This window comes from Alcanivorax sp. (genome assembly GCF_002733835.1).
Lineage (GTDB): Bacteria > Pseudomonadota > Gammaproteobacteria > Pseudomonadales > Alcanivoracaceae > Alcanivorax.
Window position 1 is genome coordinate 118,560 of record NZ_NVWY01000005.1, and the last position, 16,910, is coordinate 135,469.

16 protein-coding genes are annotated in these 16,910 nt (G+C 59.9%); 7 read left to right on the top strand and 9 right to left on the bottom strand.

What is annotated here, in order from left to right; translation table 11 throughout:
- Positions 1-43 precede the first annotated feature (43 nt).
- Positions 44-406, top strand: a complete 363-nt coding sequence (locus COA55_RS04665) for an STAS/SEC14 domain-containing protein (protein WP_290500831.1) — start codon at positions 44-46, stop codon at positions 404-406.
- Between the two features lie 103 nt (positions 407-509).
- On the opposite strand, the gene COA55_RS04670 is transcribed toward COA55_RS04665, so the two are convergent.
- Complete coding sequence (locus COA55_RS04670) at positions 510-767, bottom strand: hypothetical protein (RefSeq protein ID WP_063520944.1); 258 nt, start codon at positions 765-767, stop codon at positions 510-512.
- Positions 768-1,358: 591 nt separating this feature from the next.
- Between COA55_RS04670 and COA55_RS04675 the strand changes: the two genes are divergently transcribed.
- From COA55_RS04675 to COA55_RS04690, 4 genes are all read left to right on the top strand, one after another.
- Positions 1,359-1,976: a TetR/AcrR family transcriptional regulator gene (locus tag COA55_RS04675; RefSeq protein WP_290500832.1), complete on the top strand. Its 618-nt coding sequence runs from the start codon at positions 1,359-1,361 to the stop codon at positions 1,974-1,976.
- A gap of 149 nt (positions 1,977-2,125) precedes the next feature.
- The gene (locus tag COA55_RS04680) at positions 2,126-3,091 is read left to right on the top strand and encodes a nitronate monooxygenase family protein (RefSeq protein WP_290500833.1); all 966 of its coding nucleotides are present in this window, start codon (positions 2,126-2,128) and stop codon (positions 3,089-3,091) included.
- Between the two features lie 12 nt (positions 3,092-3,103).
- Positions 3,104-3,487, top strand: a complete 384-nt coding sequence (locus COA55_RS04685) for a nuclear transport factor 2 family protein (RefSeq protein ID WP_290500834.1) — start codon at positions 3,104-3,106, stop codon at positions 3,485-3,487.
- A gap of 166 nt (positions 3,488-3,653) precedes the next feature.
- On the top strand, positions 3,654-4,760 hold the full coding sequence (locus tag COA55_RS04690; protein ID WP_290500835.1) for an alpha/beta fold hydrolase: 1,107 nt from the start codon (positions 3,654-3,656) through the stop codon (positions 4,758-4,760).
- A 275-nt stretch (positions 4,761-5,035) separates the two neighbouring features.
- Here COA55_RS04690 and COA55_RS04695 read toward each other — a convergent pair whose 3' ends face one another.
- From COA55_RS04695 to glnK, 4 genes are all read right to left on the bottom strand, one after another.
- Positions 5,036-6,232, bottom strand: coding sequence for a class I SAM-dependent rRNA methyltransferase (locus COA55_RS04695; RefSeq protein WP_290500855.1), 1,197 nt, complete (start codon positions 6,230-6,232; stop codon positions 5,036-5,038).
- 70 nt (positions 6,233-6,302) lie between these two features.
- On the bottom strand, positions 6,303-8,975 hold the full coding sequence (locus tag COA55_RS04700; RefSeq protein WP_290500836.1) for an ImpA family metalloprotease: 2,673 nt from the start codon (positions 8,973-8,975) through the stop codon (positions 6,303-6,305).
- Between the two features lie 147 nt (positions 8,976-9,122).
- The gene (locus COA55_RS04705; RefSeq protein ID WP_063521217.1) at positions 9,123-10,370 is read right to left on the bottom strand and encodes an ammonium transporter; all 1,248 of its coding nucleotides are present in this window, start codon (positions 10,368-10,370) and stop codon (positions 9,123-9,125) included.
- 73 nt (positions 10,371-10,443) lie between these two features.
- Positions 10,444-10,782, bottom strand: a complete 339-nt coding sequence (glnK, locus tag COA55_RS04710; protein ID WP_008930504.1) for a P-II family nitrogen regulator — start codon at positions 10,780-10,782, stop codon at positions 10,444-10,446.
- A 311-nt stretch (positions 10,783-11,093) separates the two neighbouring features.
- Between glnK and COA55_RS04715 the strand changes: the two genes are divergently transcribed.
- Together COA55_RS04715 and COA55_RS04720 are read left to right on the top strand one after the other, a co-directional pair.
- Positions 11,094-11,342: an accessory factor UbiK family protein gene (locus tag COA55_RS04715; protein ID WP_039926478.1), complete on the top strand. Its 249-nt coding sequence runs from the start codon at positions 11,094-11,096 to the stop codon at positions 11,340-11,342.
- 230 nt (positions 11,343-11,572) lie between these two features.
- The gene (locus COA55_RS04720) at positions 11,573-13,060 is read left to right on the top strand and encodes a YifB family Mg chelatase-like AAA ATPase (protein WP_290500837.1); all 1,488 of its coding nucleotides are present in this window, start codon (positions 11,573-11,575) and stop codon (positions 13,058-13,060) included.
- A gap of 139 nt (positions 13,061-13,199) precedes the next feature.
- Here the strand turns inward: COA55_RS04720 and COA55_RS04725 are convergent, their stop codons facing one another.
- From COA55_RS04725 to COA55_RS04740, 4 genes are all read right to left on the bottom strand, one after another.
- Positions 13,200-14,399, bottom strand: a complete 1,200-nt coding sequence (locus COA55_RS04725) for an acyl-CoA dehydrogenase family protein (RefSeq protein WP_290500838.1) — start codon at positions 14,397-14,399, stop codon at positions 13,200-13,202.
- 33 nt (positions 14,400-14,432) lie between these two features.
- Positions 14,433-15,188 carry an SDR family oxidoreductase gene (locus COA55_RS04730; RefSeq protein ID WP_290500839.1) on the bottom strand — a complete coding sequence of 252 codons (756 nt, stop codon included), beginning with the start codon at positions 15,186-15,188 and terminating at the stop codon, positions 14,433-14,435.
- A 65-nt stretch (positions 15,189-15,253) separates the two neighbouring features.
- On the bottom strand, positions 15,254-15,742 hold the full coding sequence (locus COA55_RS04735; RefSeq protein WP_290500840.1) for an NUDIX domain-containing protein: 489 nt from the start codon (positions 15,740-15,742) through the stop codon (positions 15,254-15,256).
- Positions 15,743-15,848: 106 nt separating this feature from the next.
- Positions 15,849-16,877, bottom strand: coding sequence for an AraC family transcriptional regulator (locus COA55_RS04740; RefSeq protein WP_290500841.1), 1,029 nt, complete (start codon positions 16,875-16,877; stop codon positions 15,849-15,851).
- Positions 16,878-16,910 lie beyond the last annotated feature (33 nt).

A 16,910-nucleotide genomic window follows, 5' to 3' on the forward strand; every position in this document is an offset into this window, starting at 1 on the left:
TGATAACCAGACCACGAGAGCGTTCCCATGCCAGGAGGCGTTTATGTTGGAACTGATCGACAATCTGCCCGGAGACACCGTGGGGGTCAGCGCCCACGGCGAACTCACCGCCGAGGACTACCGCAAGGTGCTGGTGCCTGCCATCGAAGGGGCACTAAGCCAGCACGAGCACATTAATGTGCTCTACGAAATCGGCCCGACTTTCGACGCATTTTCTGCCGGCGCCATGTTGCAGGACGCCTTGGTCGGCTTGCGCCACCCACTGAGCTGGAAGCGCATTGCGGTGGTCACCAGCCACGACTGGATCAGCAACACCGTCCAGCAGGCCAGCGCGCTGATTCCCGGCGAGGTCAAAGTCTTCGAATGGGCCGAACAGAAAGATGCGCTAAGCTGGTTGGCGAGCTGAGAAAATCAGCTACGAGCTGCCAGCAATGAGAAAAAACCGGGCAACCTTAATATTCAGGATTTTGACTTTCTCGCAGCTCATAGCTCGAAGCCCGTAGCGGCCTTTACCCCGCCTGCCGCAAACTCAATTTCAACGCATCCAGCAAATCCCGGCCGGCGCTGTGCAGCTCTCTGATGTCCTTCAGGAAGAAGGTTTTCTTTACCCGGGTCTGCACCACCAACACTCCGTAGAGCACGCCGTCGTATTCCAGCGGAATGCCCAGATAACTGCGAAAATGCTCTTCATCGGAACCGGGCACATAGAAGTAATCCATATGCGCCTGGATATCCCGGGCCGCCACGGCGCTGCGGCTGCGCGCCACCTTGCCGGAAGAACCTGCTCATGATCTATACGCAGCCGCGCCGGAGTTCATTTTGTTGTCAGCCCGTGATTACGAGTGTGCCGTGTAGCCATTCTACATAAACAAGAGTAATCACGGACTGACGGCAAAAGGTGCCCGGCCCTTCGGGTTGCCGCTAAAAATGGCGCCATTCTGCGTTGCGAACCTTGAACTTGACCCATCAGGCCCTGCGGTCCGCGCCTTGCCTGGCACCATTTTTAGCGGCAACACGGTTGCGTATAGACCATGAACAGGTTCTCACCCCCTGGCTGTACGTCAGGGTGGCTCCCAACACTTGCTGATTAAGGCCACTGGTAGCGACGATCTCCAGGCACTGCTGCTGACCATCAGCCTGATACAGGCTGCAGACCTGCACGTTGAGCTTGTTTCTCACTGCATCCACGCGGGCATGCATGAAATTCGGGGGCAAGGGCACGCAATTACCTCTCTATAGGCCCGCGTTAATGGGGGCCTTCCCTCCCTTTCAATATCCGTGCCTGTTTGACACGCCTCAGGCAGATCACCACCACATGCTTTACACTGTACGCGTTACCTTTGTCGTGGAGCCCTGCGTTGGCCAAAAAAGCAAAAACCGAGGCCGAGATCGCGCACTTTCGTGAATCCGTGTGCGAGGCGGCTACTCGTCTGTTCATCGAACGTGGCCCCCAGAATGTGACCATGCGGCAGATCGCCAGCGAAGTGGGGGTGAGCCCGATGACGCCCTACCGCTATTTCCGCGACAAGGATGACATTCTGGCCACCGTCCGCGCCGCCGCCTTCAACCGCTTCGCCAGCGCACTGGAAACCGCCGTGGCCAGCGCCCCGGACGCCCGCAGTAAAGGCCGCGCCGTGGGTGATGCCTACGTGGGGTTTGCCAAGTCGCACCCCGCTGCCTACCAGCTGATTTTCTCCTTTTCCCAGCCCGACGAAGACCGTTACCCGGAACTGCAGGCCGCCAATGGCCGTGCCCAGGAAACCATGGTGGGCTATGTGCGCGAGATGATTGAGGCTGGCCTGCTCAAGGGCGATGCCCAGCTGATCGGCTATATGTTCTGGGCCACCCTCCATGGCATCGTGGTGCTGGAACTGGCCAGCGGCCTGCGCGGCATGGACGGCGACACCCTGCGCGAGAAGATCATGCGCACCCTCTACGCCGGCATGCAGGTCACCCCGCCCACTCTGGATTCCTGACCAATCCGCTCAATCCCCACATCGGCAGACTTGACTCTATAAATATACGGTGTAAATTTTACTTCGTATATTTATTCCGCCGGGTCGTGTTTCCGGTGGCCCGGACCCTGCCCCGCGTTAATACCGGGGCCCAGCATGAGGACACCGCCATGTCTTTGCCCACTGAAATTCGCTCCCGCCTGCGCCTGCCGGTGATGTGCTCACCGCTGTTCATCATTTCCAACCCGGACCTGGTGATCGCCCAATGCCAGGCCGGCGCCATCGGCTCGTTCCCGTCCCTGAACGCCCGCCCGCTGTCGCAGCTGGATGAATGGCTGCACCGCATTACCGAAGAGCTGGCCGCCTGGGACCGGGACCACCCGGACCAACCCTCCGCCCCGTTCGCAGTCAACCAGATTGTTCACCGCTCCAATGATCGCCTCGAGAAAGACCTGGAACTGTGTGAAAAGTACAAGGTACCCATGGTGATCACTTCCCTGGGCGCCCGCGAAGACGTGAACCAGGCAGTACACGGCTGGGGCGGCATGGTGATGCATGACGTGATCAACAATCGCTTTGCCCACAAGGCCATCGAAAAAGGCGCCGATGGCCTGATCGCTGTCGCCGCCGGCGCCGGTGGCCACGCCGGGCAGCTGTCACCATTCGCCCTGATGCAGGAAATTCGCAGCTGGTTCGACGGCCCGCTGGCCCTGTCCGGCTCCATCGCCAGCGGCGCCTCTGTGCTGGCCGCTGAAGCCATGGGCGCGGACCTGGCCTACATCGGCTCGCTGTTCATCGCCACCCAGGAAGCCAACGCTGACGCTGCCTACAAGCAGATGATCGTGGACAGCAACGCCTCCGATATCGTCTACAGCAACCTGTTCACTGGCGTACACGGCAACTACCTGGCGCCCTCCATCGTCAACGCCGGCATGGACCCGGCCAACCTGCCGGAAAGCGACCCTTCGGCCATGAACTTCGGGTCCGGCGGCAATTCCGATAAGAAAGCCTGGAAAGATATCTGGGGCTGCGGCCAGGGCATCGGCGCAGTGGACGCCATCCAGAGCGCCGGCGATGCCATCGCCCGACTGGCGGACGAATACGACCAAGCACGCCGCGCACTGACGGCGGCCTGAAGGAGATACCCCATGGCGAATATCGATGCCTGGCATGAGATCGTAAAAACCCGCGACCCGCAGGCGCTCAGCAACCTGATTGCCAATCAGGCGGTGTTCCATTCACCGCTAGTGCATACCCCGCAAACCGGCAAGGCACTGACCACGGCCTACCTGACGGCGGCACTGCACGTGCTACTCAACGACAGCTTTCGTTATGTGCGCGAAGTGCATGACGGCGAGCATTCGGTGCTGGAATTTGTCGTCGAACTGGACGGCATCGCCGTCAACGGCGTGGACATGATCCAGTGGGATAGGGACGGAAAGATCGTCGACTTCAAAGTGATGATTCGCCCCTACAAGGCCATTGAAGTGGTACGTACCCGCATGGCAGCCATGCTGGAAAAACTGAAATAACGGCCTCTTTCGCGCTAGAACGGCCACTCCCACAAACGCCCGATCCAATCACCGTGGGAGCGGCCGTTCGGCCGCGATTGTCCGGTTTCGCAGTGGCTGGTCCGCCCATTGACGATTCACCGGAAACCCGGCACGTTCACGTCCTACCGCATGGAGCGCCGCACCCGTGACTCTCTTTATCGTCGTTCTGCTAGCCAGCCTTGCCGTGGCGTACTACCTGAAAACGGCGGCTCGCAAGCCGCAACTGGTGTACCGGGATACCGGCTTTAACCGGGACATGCTGGCCCGGCTGCCGCAGTTGTCACAACGGTTTTTCCCCACGCCCTGGCTGTTCAACACCCACCTGCAATTAATCCTGCTGGGATTGAAAAAGACCTTTTCCCCGGCGCTGGATTATTCCCACACCGATATCCTCACCATGCGTGACGGCGGCACCACCTCGCTGGACTGGGTCGGCCTGGATACCCCCGCTGACACCCCTACCCTGCTGGTGCTGCATACCATTACCGGCTCCCCGAAAAGCATGCGCGGGCTGGTGCGGGATCTGTATCAGCAAACCGGCTGGCGGGTGGCTGTCTGCACCCGGCGTGGCCACGGCGACCTGCCCTTGACCGCACCGCGCATCAACACCATGGGTGACACCGATGACTTGCGCGAACAGCTCGCCATCATTCAGCAACGCTATCCGCAGTCACCCCTGTATGCTGTAGGCATCTCGGCGGGTTCCGGACTACTGGTTCGCTATCTGGGCGAGGAAGGAGAAAACGCCCCGTTTCGTGGCGCCATGGCTTATTGCCCGGGCTACAACATCGAAGTGGCCTTCCGCCGTGCCCGGCAACCCTACAACCGCATGATGGCCCGCAAACTGGCGCGCACCTTTGTCACCGCCAATGCCGAGACGTTCAGCAAACTGCAAAGCTACAACGCCTGCGCCACCGCCCCGGACCTGCACGCCTTCCATGCCAACCTCCATGAAATGGCCGGCTATCCCAGCCACGCCGATTTCCTGCAAGCCAGCAATCCCATGGTGGTCATGAAGCAGATCAGCATTCCCCTGCTGGTGCTGAACGCAGAAGATGATCCGGTGTGTGTGATCGGCAATGTGCGCGAATACGAATCGCTGGTGCGCGAGTTACCGCGCACCCTACTGGTGATTACCCGGCGAGGCAGCCACTGCGCCTATTATGAAGGCTGGCGGCCACGAAGCTGGGCCAACCGGTTGATCGCGGATTTTTTGATGAATCTGGAGAAGAGTTCCGAGCAGAATCGGTGATGGCGAGGAGTCAGGCCGGAGCTTTTTAGGGTCGTAAACACTCGCCGCATTCCAAAACGTAGGGGGCACTGAGCCGAAGGCGAACTGCACCGATCCGACGTTTGATGGTGCAGTTCGCCTTCGGCTCAGTGCACCCTACGCAATCTGTAGCGGCGGTCAGGGATTCAGATCTAGGTTCGGTCATTCGGAAGGATGCCCCGGGGCAAGCCGCCTGACGCCTTACCCAAGAGCCGGTCGCTTCCTTTCACGCTAATCCGCGATGACCTTTTCTCAGACTACAGGGGAAAATTGATCCGGCAGAACCAGCTTTTCAGGTAAGAGGTTTCGGCAATGGCCGGATGCACCGGGTGATCCGGCCCCTGCCCTTCATAGCCCACCACCTGAATACTGCGGTCGATGTGTCGGGCACTGCTGTGCACCACATCCAGCAGACGCTCTGCCGGCATGTGCATGGAGCAGGAAGCCGATACCAGATAACCACCGGGTTTTACCAGCCGCATGGCCAGCTCGTTGATGGCGTGATAACCGGCCAGGCCGTTCTTGAAATCTTTTTTGCGCTTGATGAACGCCGGCGGGTCCAGCACCACCAGATCATACTTTTCGCCGTCGGCAATCAATTGCTTCATGGCCGCAAACGCATCGCCCTGAATGCTGCCCACCGTGTCAGCGACACCATTCAGTTCTGCGTTGCGATGCACATAATCCGTGGCGATTTCAGAGCCATCCACACAGGTTACTGACTCCGCACCCGCCAGTGCCGCCTGCACACCCCAACCGCCACAGTAACTGAACACATCCAGTACGCGAGCGCCTTTGGCCAACGCCTGCATCTTCTGACGAGCGGCCCGGTGATCGTAGAACCACCCGGTCTTTTGCCCCTCTGCCAACGGCGCCACAAATTTTGCGCCGTTTTCCGTGAGGCTGACCTCGTTCAGCAGCTCGCCTTTCAATGCCTTGGTGTAACGCTCCAGCCCTTCGATCTCACGGGCGGCCGCTTCGTTCTTGGCAATGATATGCGTCGGTGCCAGCACCGCATCCAGGGCACTGACAATCACATCCAGGTGGGCTTCCATAGCGCCGGAACCGGTTTGCACCACCAGCACATCGTGGAAACGATCCACCACCAGGCCAGGCAGGCCATCGGCTTCGCCAAAGATCAGTCGGTAACAGGGAACATCGAACAACTGCTCGCGCAGGCTCAGCGCCTGCTCAATACGCTTTTTGAAAAAACTGCGCGACAATTCCTGCTTCACATCGCGGCTGTACAGGCGCGCGGCAATCAGCGAATGGGGGCTGAGCAAAGCACGCCCCAGCGGCTTGCCGCGGCTGTCTTCCACCACGCAAGCCCCGGCGGACAAATCCTTGAGCGGAGTATGACGGGTATCAATTTCGTTGGCGTATACCCACAAATGGCCCGCCTTCAAACGCCGCTCTTCGTTCTTGCGAAGCCGGATTACGCACTGCTCGGTCATGTTGCTGCCACTCGCCAGTAAAAGGCGCATGGTAACACGGCGCTTCGCGCCAGAGTGAACGCAGGCAGAATCAGAATGGCCACACCATGTCGTCACTTATCGCGATTTTCTGCACCTGGGACCAGTCATTACTGTCCGGCCCCACCCAGATCACCGGTGCTTGCGCAGGCAGGGCCAGGGCATCCAGCTGGGCAGACGTGGCCGCGCCATAGTCCACGCCCCACACATCCCACAGTGGCCGCAGGTCGCGCTGACTCAGGTAGCTACCGAGAATCAGCATGAACTCGTTGCCGTTCAGATCCGGCTTGCTGGCAAAGGTTCCCATGGCGAAATGGTCCCGTTGTGCCATCCACTCATCTGCGCTCAGGTCACTGAACTGGCGTTCGGCCAGATACAGCAGCGTGATGATATCCCAGCCTTCACTGTCCGTGCCGGTTACCTCTCGCCACAGGTGCGGCAGCTGGGCAAAGAATGTCATGCGCAGCCCGTTATTGGCCGCGTAACGGTCATCCGCCCAGATCGCATCGTAGGCAACCGAGTAGGGGTCTGCACCGGCCGCACCGGCCTTCAAAACATCGAACGCTCCTTTATAGGCCAGCCGGGCAGGGCTCATGTTCACGTCACGCTCTTGCAGCAGGCGCCAGTTTTTATGCAATGGGAACAGGTTATTGGACACTTCACCGCTGCGCCCGCCATGAATTTTCAGCAAACCGCGCTGCAGGTTATGCCCCAGCTCATGGCTCTCCCCCCAACCATAAGGGTCCAGTGGCCAGGCCTGGTCATAGGGGTTACCACTACAGCCGGAGCCGCAATGTGCAAACCAGTCCACGTTGATGTGCAGCACGTTGGGCAGCCCATGAATCTGCGCACTGGTGCAATCCCAAGCCAGTGCGTTACACCGCTGAGCGACCGCCTGATTCAAGGCAATACCCTCACCCTGAAAACCGGCCAGCGCATAGGCATCACGCAACACATAATCAAACAGATCATCCAGAAATGCCTGGCTGTTTCCGGCATAGCGCGATTCATTGATGGATGCATTCATGCGGTCGCGCCGCGAGTGCACTTCGGCAAAGGGGCTGCGGATCTCCGCCCAGGTCAACGCGCTATTCTGCAACGCCGTGGCGAACGCCTCCTGGGCCATATCCGGGCCGTATTGCAGAAACGGTTGCTGCGCCACATTTTCCAGTCGTAGCGAGACCGTGCTCGCCACAGGCGCATTGCGATGCAGCAGCTGCAGGGTGCCGCCGTAAGGCGTCGTCAACTCCAGGGTTTCACCGGGCGCGATGGACATGGTCGGGCTGGCCAGAAAGCGCGGGCGGGAATACTCGCTCCATAACCGGGTGGAACCGGTACGCTGGGTGTTGATGCGAATAGCGGTGCTTACGCTGTCGTTATCGTCGGTGCGGGTAATCCTGACGCGCTGCCCCGGAAGCACGTAGGCCCCCAGCGCAGTGAAATGGTCGCCTTTAACGGTGACGCTGGGGCGCTGTGTTGAGGTAGCTGGCGCCGCCGCCATGGGCTCACTGAAGCTACCCAGATCCGGCTGGGCGGGCTGGACTCCACGCAAGTATTGCACGCTGTAATCCGCATAGAGTGCCCGCATGAAATCCCCTACCGGAGCCACGTTTTTGTTCATGGGATAAGCAATCTGTTCACGCCATACATCACCCAGTAACACCAACAGCTTTAACAGGGTATGTCCGCGCTCGGCAAACAACGGGCGCCCTTGGCGATCCAGGTTACCGAGCATGCCGCGCAGCTGGTTGGCACCATCCAGCAAGGCCGTTTTCAAGGCCGCATAGTTATCGCAATTGCCATCGGCAAGGCTATCGCAATAATCAAAATTCACCGGGAAGTCCTGGTGATAGAAATGTTCCAGAGCGGTCTTGATCGGGTTATCCACCTGAATGGCAGAAAGCATCTGTTGCGCAGAAGACCAATCCAGGGTGTCTTCCACAAAGTAGTTCCCTGGGTAACTGCCCAGTGCCATGCCCAACTCGCCGAGCATCGCCTCACCCAACGGGGAACTGTTCCACACCCGGGTATGAATATAGACAACCCCCAGGCCCTGTTGACGGGCCTCAACCAGTAACGCCTGCAGGGCCTGCTCATCGCCTGCAGCAGGACGGTCACTGACCAACAGCACCTGACTTCCCGCAAGACAACTGGCCGGTAACCCGGTGGGGCAGGAAATCTGATCGGCTTTCGGCAATTGCACCGACAGCCACTCACTCAGGCCACTGGCATTGATCCCTGCCAGGGAAACCTGTCCGGGTGACGCCCCTCCCCCCAGCCACGTCAGCAGGCTGCGCGCAAATGCGTCCATGCCAGCGGCGTCAGCTCGGGGCTGATAGAACTCGAACCCGATCCCGGCGGCTCTTTGCCCGGCAATCTCCACCGCACTGGCAAAAGAGTGCCCCGAATCACTGCCACGCAGCAGCACCGCGCCGTTACCAAAGCCGGCATTGATGAAATGACTGTTGCGGGACACCGGGTATCGCAACGGGCCGCTGACCCCCAGCCCGGCGACCAGCTCTTGCTGCAGGGTTTCCAGTCTGGCCACTTCTTCCAGCGCCTGTTCAAGCAACGTCTGCTCATCCAGGCCTGCGCTGTTGCCGCTACTGAGCGCTTTGTCCAATGGGCTCGCAGCAGACTCACCGCCGCCGCCATCAGAACCGCCGCCACCCCCGCAACCGCTTAAAAGCGCCAACAGCAACAGAACCCCGACCACGTTACGCATCCCGACCACCTACGAAGTTTTTATTAGTTGGGCGGCATCTTACGGAACTGGCTCGTCCCGGTCGGGAACCTGCGCACAAAAAAAGCCCCGGCCAACTGGCCGGGGCTTTTCGTGTTGCGTGACGCGTGTTGCTTGTTGCGTCTCTTATTACCCCTTCACAAACTCAGGGTAGGCTTCCATACCGCAGTCTGCGATATCCATGCCTTCGTACTCTTCTTCTTCGCTGACACGGATGCCCATGACCGCTTTCAGGATGCCCCACACTACCAGGCTGGCTACGAATACCCAGATGAAGATAGTCAGCGCACCGATCAGCTGGCCAGAGAAGCTGGCGCCACCGTCATCGGTCAGCGGGTTGGTGATCGGCACCAGCATCAGGCCCAGGAAGCCAACCACACCGTGTACGGAGATCGCACCTACCGGATCATCGATCTTCAGCTTGTCCAGAGTCAGGATGCTGAATACCACCAGCACACCACCCAGAGCACCGAACAGGGTCGCCTGCAGGGCAGTCGGCGTAGAAGGCTCAGCGGTGATCGCTACCAGGCCAGCCAGGGCGCCGTTAAGCAGCATGGTCAGGTCGGCTTTGCCAAACAGGATGCGGCCAACGATCAGCGCAGCAATGGCACCACCGGCAGCAGCAGCGTTAGTGTTCATGAACACAACCGCAACCGCGTTGGAGTCACCGACACTGGAGGTTGCCAGCACAGAGCCACCGTTAAAGCCGAACCAGCCCAACCACAGGATGAAGGTACCCAGTGCGGCCAGCGGCAGGTTTGAACCCGGAATAGCGTGTACTTCACCGTTCGGGCCGTACTTGCCTTTACGTGCACCCAGCAGCAGAACACCGGCCAGGGCAGCAGCAGCACCCGCCATGTGAACGATGCCGGAACCCGCAAAGTCAGAGAAGCCCAGATCGCCCAGGTTATACAGGCCGAACACATCAGCGCCGCCCCAGGTCCAGGACCCTTCCAGCGGGTAGATAACGCCGGTCATAACCACTGCAAAGACCAGGAATGCCCACAACTTCATCCGCTCAGCCACTGCACCGGATACGATGGACATGGCGGTTGCCACAAACACAACCTGGAAGAAGAAGTCCGCAGAAGGCGCATAGGTTGCCGCTTCTTCTGCACCGGCAACCCCGTCACCCACAATCCCGGACAGGAAGATGGCGCCGTCATACATGATCGCGTAACCGCAAACCATGTACATGGTGCTGGCAATGGCAAACAAGGCCACGTTCTTGGTGAGAATTTCGGTGGTGTTCTTGGCACGCACCAGGCCAGCTTCCAGCATGGCAAAGCCTGCCGCCATCCACATGACCAACGCGCCACAGATCAGGAAATAAAACGTATCCAGCGCGTATTTCAATTCAAAAATTTGGTTTTCCACAATGCAACCCTCCGAAAATGGAAGCGTGTTTTCCTAAAGCCCTGGCATGGGTCAATTCAAAACACGGTAAAACTTAAATCGCGTCCTCGCCGGTTTCACCGGTACGGATACGAATCGCTTGCTCAAGGGAGGTAACGAAGATCTTGCCGTCACCAATTTTGCCGGTATTCGCGGCTTTCGCGATGGCTTCAATCACTTGGTCCAGGCTGGACTCGGCGATGGCCACTTCGATTTTTACCTTGGGCAGGAAATCCACCACGTACTCGGCACCCCGGTACAGCTCGGTGTGACCTTTCTGGCGTCCAAAGCCTTTCACTTCGGTAACAGTGATGCCCTGCACGCCAATCTCGGAGAGTGCTTCACGCACGTCATCCAATTTGAACGGCTTAATTACGGCAGTAACCAGTTTCATTTCTTTCTCCTCAGCTTTCACCGCGTCCGGTGACGTCCGTTTCTCTTCGAGCCCCGTTATGGTTCCCGATCCACAGCTTGCGCGAACGCTCTGACCCAATTAGTGCACGACCCATGCCAGTTTTAGAAAATCATGCATTTTCAGGGATTTACATCACGGTCTGGATTCATCATCCAGGCCCGGCGCGCCATTATAGCGCACCACAATGGGGCGGGATCCAAGTTGGTGCAGAATGTCTGCCCGCGCCAGCCGGTGCCTCGCCCCCGCACACCGTGCTACCATCCGCGTATCATTACAAGGACGCCGTTGTCATGCCCGATCAGCCCTTTATCGACCGCCTCATGGCCGACATCAGCCGCCGCCTGCCCACCGACCTGGGCGGCCTGCGCAGCGAAGTAGAGCGAAACGTGCGCAGCGTACTGGCGGAAACCGTCAGCCGCCTGGATCTGATCACCCGGGAAGAGTTCGATATCCAGCAACAAGTACTACTCCGTACCCGTGAAAAACTGGAAGCACTGGAAAAACAGGTGGCCGAGCTGGAGAAGTCAGCAGACGCTTGATCAGCGTTTGCGCCTACCGAACCCTCACTGCCAAAAAGCGAGTGACGAAAAACAAACCCACCCCAGGTTTTCGCTTCTCGTCACTCGTCACTCGTCACTAACCAAGCCTGATCGTCGTAACGCCCCTACAGACAATCCGATTTCCTACGTCTGCCGCCACCAACCTCGCACAGGCAGGCAAGCCCTTCCCTCGTACACTGCCTCACAAACCATTGAATTTGTGAGGAATCGTGACGCATGCGCTGCTATACAGTCGGGCACCGGTAGGCATTGAAGCCCGCACCGTGCGGGTAGAAACCCATCTGGCACCGGGCCTGCCGGCATTCACCATCGTCGGATTGGGAGATACCGCCGTGCGCGAGAGCCGCGACCGGGTCCGCTCCGCACTGGTCAACAGCGGCTTCGACTTTCCCCAGCGGCGCATCACCGTAAGCCTGGCCCCGGCGGATCTTCCAAAAGACGGCGGGCGTTTTGATCTGGCCATTGCGCTGGGCATCCTGATCGCCAGCGGGCAACTGGGTAACATCACCACCGACCACTACGAGTTTATTGGCGAATTGTCGCTGAACGGCCGACTCAATCCCGTTTCCGGCATGCTGCCCTCCTCCCTTGCTTGTCTGGCGGAAGACCGCACCCTCATCGTCGCCGCCGATAACGCCGAAGAAGCCGGCCTGCCCGGCACCCCAACCCTGGCCGCCAACCAGCTGGCCCGGGTTGCCGCCCATCTCACCGGCCAGCAACCCCTGGAACCCCATCAGTGCCAACCACCCTCCAAGCAGCATTTTCAGGGCGGCTGTTTGTCGGAAATCCGGGGCCAGCAAACCGCCAAGCGGGTGCTGGAGATTGCCGCGGCAGGAGGCCACTCCCTGCTTTTATGTGGGCCTCCCGGGGCAGGGAAGAGCATGCTCGCCTCGCGGTTGCCCGGATTGATGCCGCCCATGCGCACGGCCCAGGCTCTGGAAGTGGCAGCCATTCATTCACTCAAACAGCCCCGCAACAGCCGGCTTTTTTATCAACGCCCTTACCGGGCACCGCACCATACTTCCTCGGCAACGGCCCTGGTCGGCGGTGGCAGTTACCCGCGGCCCGGGGAAATTTCCCTGGCCCATCACGGCATTCTGTTCCTGGATGAATTACCGGAGTTCGACCGCAAAGTGCTGGAAGTCATGCGTGAACCGCTGGAAACCGGTGAAGTCAGCATTGCCCGCGCCGCCCAGCAGCTCACCTTCCCCGCCCGCTTTCAGTTGGTGGCGGCCATGAACCCTTGCCCCTGCGGGTATCTGGGCGATCCGGAAAAGAGCTGCGGTTATCGCTGTGAAAAAGCCAAACGCTATCAGGGCAAGCTGTCCGGCCCGTTACTGGATCGCATTGATTTGCATCTGGATGTGCCCGCCGTAGAAGCAAAGGAGCTGCTGGGCGACAAGGAAGGGGAAACCAGCGAGGCCATCGCCCAACGGGTTCGCCATGCGTGGAAACAACAATGGCACCGGCAACAGCGCCTGAACCGAGAGTTGGGCAGCGACAAACTGGAACCCATGCTGCGCCGGCACCGGGACTGGCTGGCGGGGGTCATGAGCCGGCTGGGGTTATCCGCCCGCTCCTTGCACCGTAGCGCACGGGTCGCCCGCACCATTGCCGACCTGGATAACAGCCCGGAGGTGGAACGGGACCACCTTCGTGAAGCGCTGAGTTATCGACAGAATGTGCAGCAGGGCTGACGGTTTATCGCGCCCGATGCGCAATCGCTACCCTTGTGCGTGCGCTAAACGCAAACGCCCCGCGTGTGCGGGGCTTTTTTGCGTGGTTCCTGTTGCGTGAAGCGTGTTGCGTCTCACGTGTTACCTCTGCGAAGCAGACCTACACGCCCCACTTGAAGAAATCACGCTTCTCTTTCAGATAAAAGCGGGACAGCACCATCTTGTGCACCTCGCTGGCACCGTCCACCAGGCGCGCCTGGCGGGCGTAGCGGTAGATCCACTCCAGCAGGGTGTCCTTGGAGTAACCGCGAGCACCGCACAGCTGGATGGCGGTATCCGCCGCCTTGTGCAAGGTATCGGCCACGTGGATTTTTGCCATGGAAATTTCTTTCTTGGCAAAGTCCCCCTGATCCAGCATCCAGGCAGCCTGCATGGTCAGCAGACGGCCCACTTCGATTTCCTTGGCCACGTCACCCAGCATCCATTGCACACCTTCATGCTCGGCCAGAGTCGTGCCAAAGCTCATGCGGTTCTCCACATAACCCGCCGCTTCTTCCATGCAACGTTTGGCCAGACCCAACCAGCGCATGCAGTGGGTCAGGCGCGCAGTGCCGAGACGAATCTGGGTGACTTTCAATCCGTCGCCAACTTCCAGCAAACGGTTTTCGTCAGGAATCACCAGGCCGTCAAACTTCAGCTCACAGTGACCGCCGTGTTCTTCCGGGCCCATGATCGGGATGCGGCGAACGATTTCCCAACCGGGCTGATCGGCGTCGAACAGGAAAGCAGTAAGGCCCTTGCGCGGATCGTCGCTGGTCTTGGCGATCAGAATAAAGGTTTGCGCACCTTCGGCGCCGGTGATGAACCACTTGCGCCCATTGATCACCCAGTTGTCACCCTCTTTGGTGGCAGTGGTATAGGTCAGGGACGGATCGGAACCACAGCCGCCATCGGGCTCGGTCATGGCAAACGCTGAACGCACCTTGCCGTCGATCATCGGCTGCAGCCAGCGCGCTTTCTGCTCATCGTTGAGAATCTTGTTGAGCAGGATCATGGTGCCGTCATCCGGCGGCGCACAGTTGAACACCACCGGGCCAAAGGGGCTGCGGGCAGCTTCTTCGTAGAGCACCGCCATACCCGCCACACCCACATCCAGACCACCACGTTCTTTCGGCAGCTGGAAGCCCCACAGGCCCTGGGCCTTGGCTTTTTCACGCAGCGCATCGACCACGCTTTCCTTGAAGTTTTCGTGCTCGTCGTAGTTGGCCTTGTCGCTTTCCATCGGCATGATTTCGGCTTCAACAAACGCCGCGACTTTCTGACGCAAACTTTCAATTTCCGGGCTCAGGGAAAAATCCATGATCTGTCCTCGGTGAATTCAGTTAACAGGCAATTAAAGCGTGTTGCACAGGTGACCGCCGTCAACGGCGATGATGGCCCCGCTCATGTAAGACGAGGCATCCGAGGCCAGCAGAAGCAGCGGGCCCACCAGTTCGTCGATCTGACCGAGACGACGGTAAGGGATGCGCTTGAGCATCTTTTCCGCCTGCGGGCTGTTGAAGAAATCCGCGTTGATGTCGGTTTCCACATAGCCGGGACAGATGGCGTTGCAGCGGATGTTGTAACGGGCGCAGTCTAGCGCCAGGGATTTGGTGAACTGTACGACAGCAGCCTTGGACGCGGTGTACGGGGCCACCCGGCCACCCACTCGCAGGCCGAGGATGGAGGCGATATTGACGATGCTGCCGGGGCGGCCATCGCGCTTCCATTGCTGGATAGCGAATTTGGAGACGGCCCAGACGCCTTTCAGGTTGGTATCCACCACCCGGTCCCATTCCTCTTCAGGGATGTTTTCGGTGGGGCCTTCCTGGGAAATACCCGCGTTGTTCACCACCACGTCCAGCGGTGGCATGTCGGCAAAGGCCGCTTCCACGCTGGCGTGATCGCTCACATCCATGGGCACCACGATGGCTTCCCGGCCCAGGTCGCGCACGGCCTTGGCGGTGTCTTCCAGTTTTTCCACGCGGCGGGCGGCCAGCACCACATCCGCGCCTTCTTCGGCCAGCGCAGTGGCAAAGTGGGCACCAAAGCCGCTGGAGGCACCGGTGATCAGAATACGCTTACCGGCAACACTGAATCGCTGAGTCATAAGGCTCTCCTTCTAGATGGGGAGAACCTACCCAGCAGGGGGCCTGTAAACAAGGACGAAAACGCTCAGCGTGCTGATGCCAGCAGCAAGGACAGGGCGTGGCGGCTATCCGGGGTGGCGCCGGGCAACGCCAGGGCCTGTGCTGCGGGCAGCCAGTCGATGGCCACCACCTCATCGCTCAGGGACACCGCATCCGGACAGGCCCGCACCGAGGCCAGGGCGCCCCACACCCGGTGATGAGGATTGGCAAACCAGAACCATTGCCAGCGGGAGAACTGACGGCTCAACCCCAGCTCTTCATACAGCTCCCGACTCAGCCCCTGAGCCACCGTCTCATCCGGGCGCATGACCCCACCGGCGGCCAGGTCCCAACCCCCCGGGTAGAAATGCTTGTGGTCTGCCCGCTTCTGCACGCACACCCGCCCGGCCAGATCCTGCACCACCACATAGGAGGCACGGTGGATCAACCGCTGGCGCTGCATACGCCCACGCTGGCAACTGCCGCGAGGGTGATTATGCCGGGAGACCAGCAGAACGGGTTCGTGGTTACTCATAGGGGGTTGTTTTTGTTGAAACAGACGAGGAACACTAGCGTTATGGGGAGGCGATTGCCAGATGGAGCGAGTGACGAGGGCCCGGCTGTAGGAGCATGGGTTGGGATTACGGCTGGAAATGACTGGGCGGGTGGCCGGTCCATTTGCGGAAGGCGCGGGCGAAGTTGCTGGGGTCGGCATACCCCAGGCGGTTAGCCACCTGTTGCACGGTGATGTTGGCCTGCAGGTAGGCCATGGCCTTGGTCATGCGCACTTCTTCCAGCAAGGAGCGATAACTCACACCCAACGCATTAAGGTAACGACGCAAGGTCCGCGAGGTCACATGAAAGTTGCCGGCCAGCTGTTCCAGGCTGGGCAGCATGCCTTCCGCCTGCATCAGGCGCGCGCGCACCCGGCTGGCCCAATCCTGATCCGCCTCGAGGCGCTGTAATTCTTCCTCGCATTTCTGCGCGGCCATGTGCCGGGAAGCTGGATCAGACAAGGTGAAGGGTTCGCTGAGCAAGGAATGCGGCAAGCGCAGGGCCGCCACCTCAGCGCCAAACTCAACCGGCATTTGCAGCAGCTCGCGGTAGCGCTCGGCATGCGCTGGCGGCGCGTAGGGCAGCTCCAGCACGGCGCCACGGAAACGCTCGCCCAGCAAGTAGCGAATGCCACCCACCACTGCGGCGACCACCACTTCCAGGTAGGTTTCGCGAATATCACCCAGCGGCACACTTTCCAGCAGGCAGAAACGCACCCCTTCCGTGGACGGCTCAATACGCGGTACGCACAGCCGGGTACGGGTGCGGAAATAACGCTCCAGCAAGCGCAGGGCATCGCCGAGATCCGCACTGCTGATCGCCGCATAGCCCAACAGACCGTGGGCGGTCAGCGTCAATTGCTGCCCCAGTGCCAGGCCCAGCGCCGGGTTGCCGGTCATCTCCCGGGCCCCGACCATCACCCGGCGGAACTGCTCGAAACGCAGCGCGGGCTCCGGGTTATAGACTGCCTCTTCCGTTAGCCCCACCTGGCGCAGCAAACGCCGGGTGTCCACGCCCACTTCACTGATCAATTCGACCAGATTGCGGACGTAGTTCACCGGCACCGGCGAACGGCCGGTGCCCGGATCAAGCTGGATAAAGCGGTCACGGTTCATGAGTCCATCATACGCTACTTTTTCACCTGTCCG

What these genes read in the sequence shown, in the direction of transcription:
- COA55_RS04665 (WP_290500831.1), top strand. Translation starts at nt 44, where the DNA reads ATGTTGGAACTGATCGACAATCTGCCCGGAGACACCGTGGGGGTCAGC.
- COA55_RS04680 (WP_290500833.1), top strand. Translation starts at nt 2,126, where the DNA reads ATGTCTTTGCCCACTGAAATTCGCTCCCGCCTGCGCCTGCCGGTGATG.
- COA55_RS04685 (WP_290500834.1), top strand. Translation starts at nt 3,104, where the DNA reads ATGGCGAATATCGATGCCTGGCATGAGATCGTAAAAACCCGCGACCCG.
- COA55_RS04695 (WP_290500855.1), bottom strand. Translation starts at nt 6,232, where the DNA reads ATGACCGAGCAGTGCGTAATCCGGCTTCGCAAGAACGAAGAGCGGCGT.
- COA55_RS04700 (WP_290500836.1), bottom strand. Translation starts at nt 8,975, where the DNA reads ATGCGTAACGTGGTCGGGGTTCTGTTGCTGTTGGCGCTTTTAAGCGGT.
- glnK (WP_008930504.1), bottom strand. Translation starts at nt 10,782, where the DNA reads ATGAAACTGGTTACTGCCGTAATTAAGCCGTTCAAATTGGATGACGTG.
- COA55_RS04715 (WP_039926478.1), top strand. Translation starts at nt 11,094, where the DNA reads ATGCCCGATCAGCCCTTTATCGACCGCCTCATGGCCGACATCAGCCGC.
- COA55_RS04725 (WP_290500838.1), bottom strand. Translation starts at nt 14,399, where the DNA reads ATGGATTTTTCCCTGAGCCCGGAAATTGAAAGTTTGCGTCAGAAAGTC.
- COA55_RS04730 (WP_290500839.1), bottom strand. Translation starts at nt 15,188, where the DNA reads ATGACTCAGCGATTCAGTGTTGCCGGTAAGCGTATTCTGATCACCGGT.
- COA55_RS04735 (WP_290500840.1), bottom strand. Translation starts at nt 15,742, where the DNA reads ATGAGTAACCACGAACCCGTTCTGCTGGTCTCCCGGCATAATCACCCT.
- COA55_RS04740 (WP_290500841.1), bottom strand. Translation starts at nt 16,877, where the DNA reads ATGAACCGTGACCGCTTTATCCAGCTTGATCCGGGCACCGGCCGTTCG.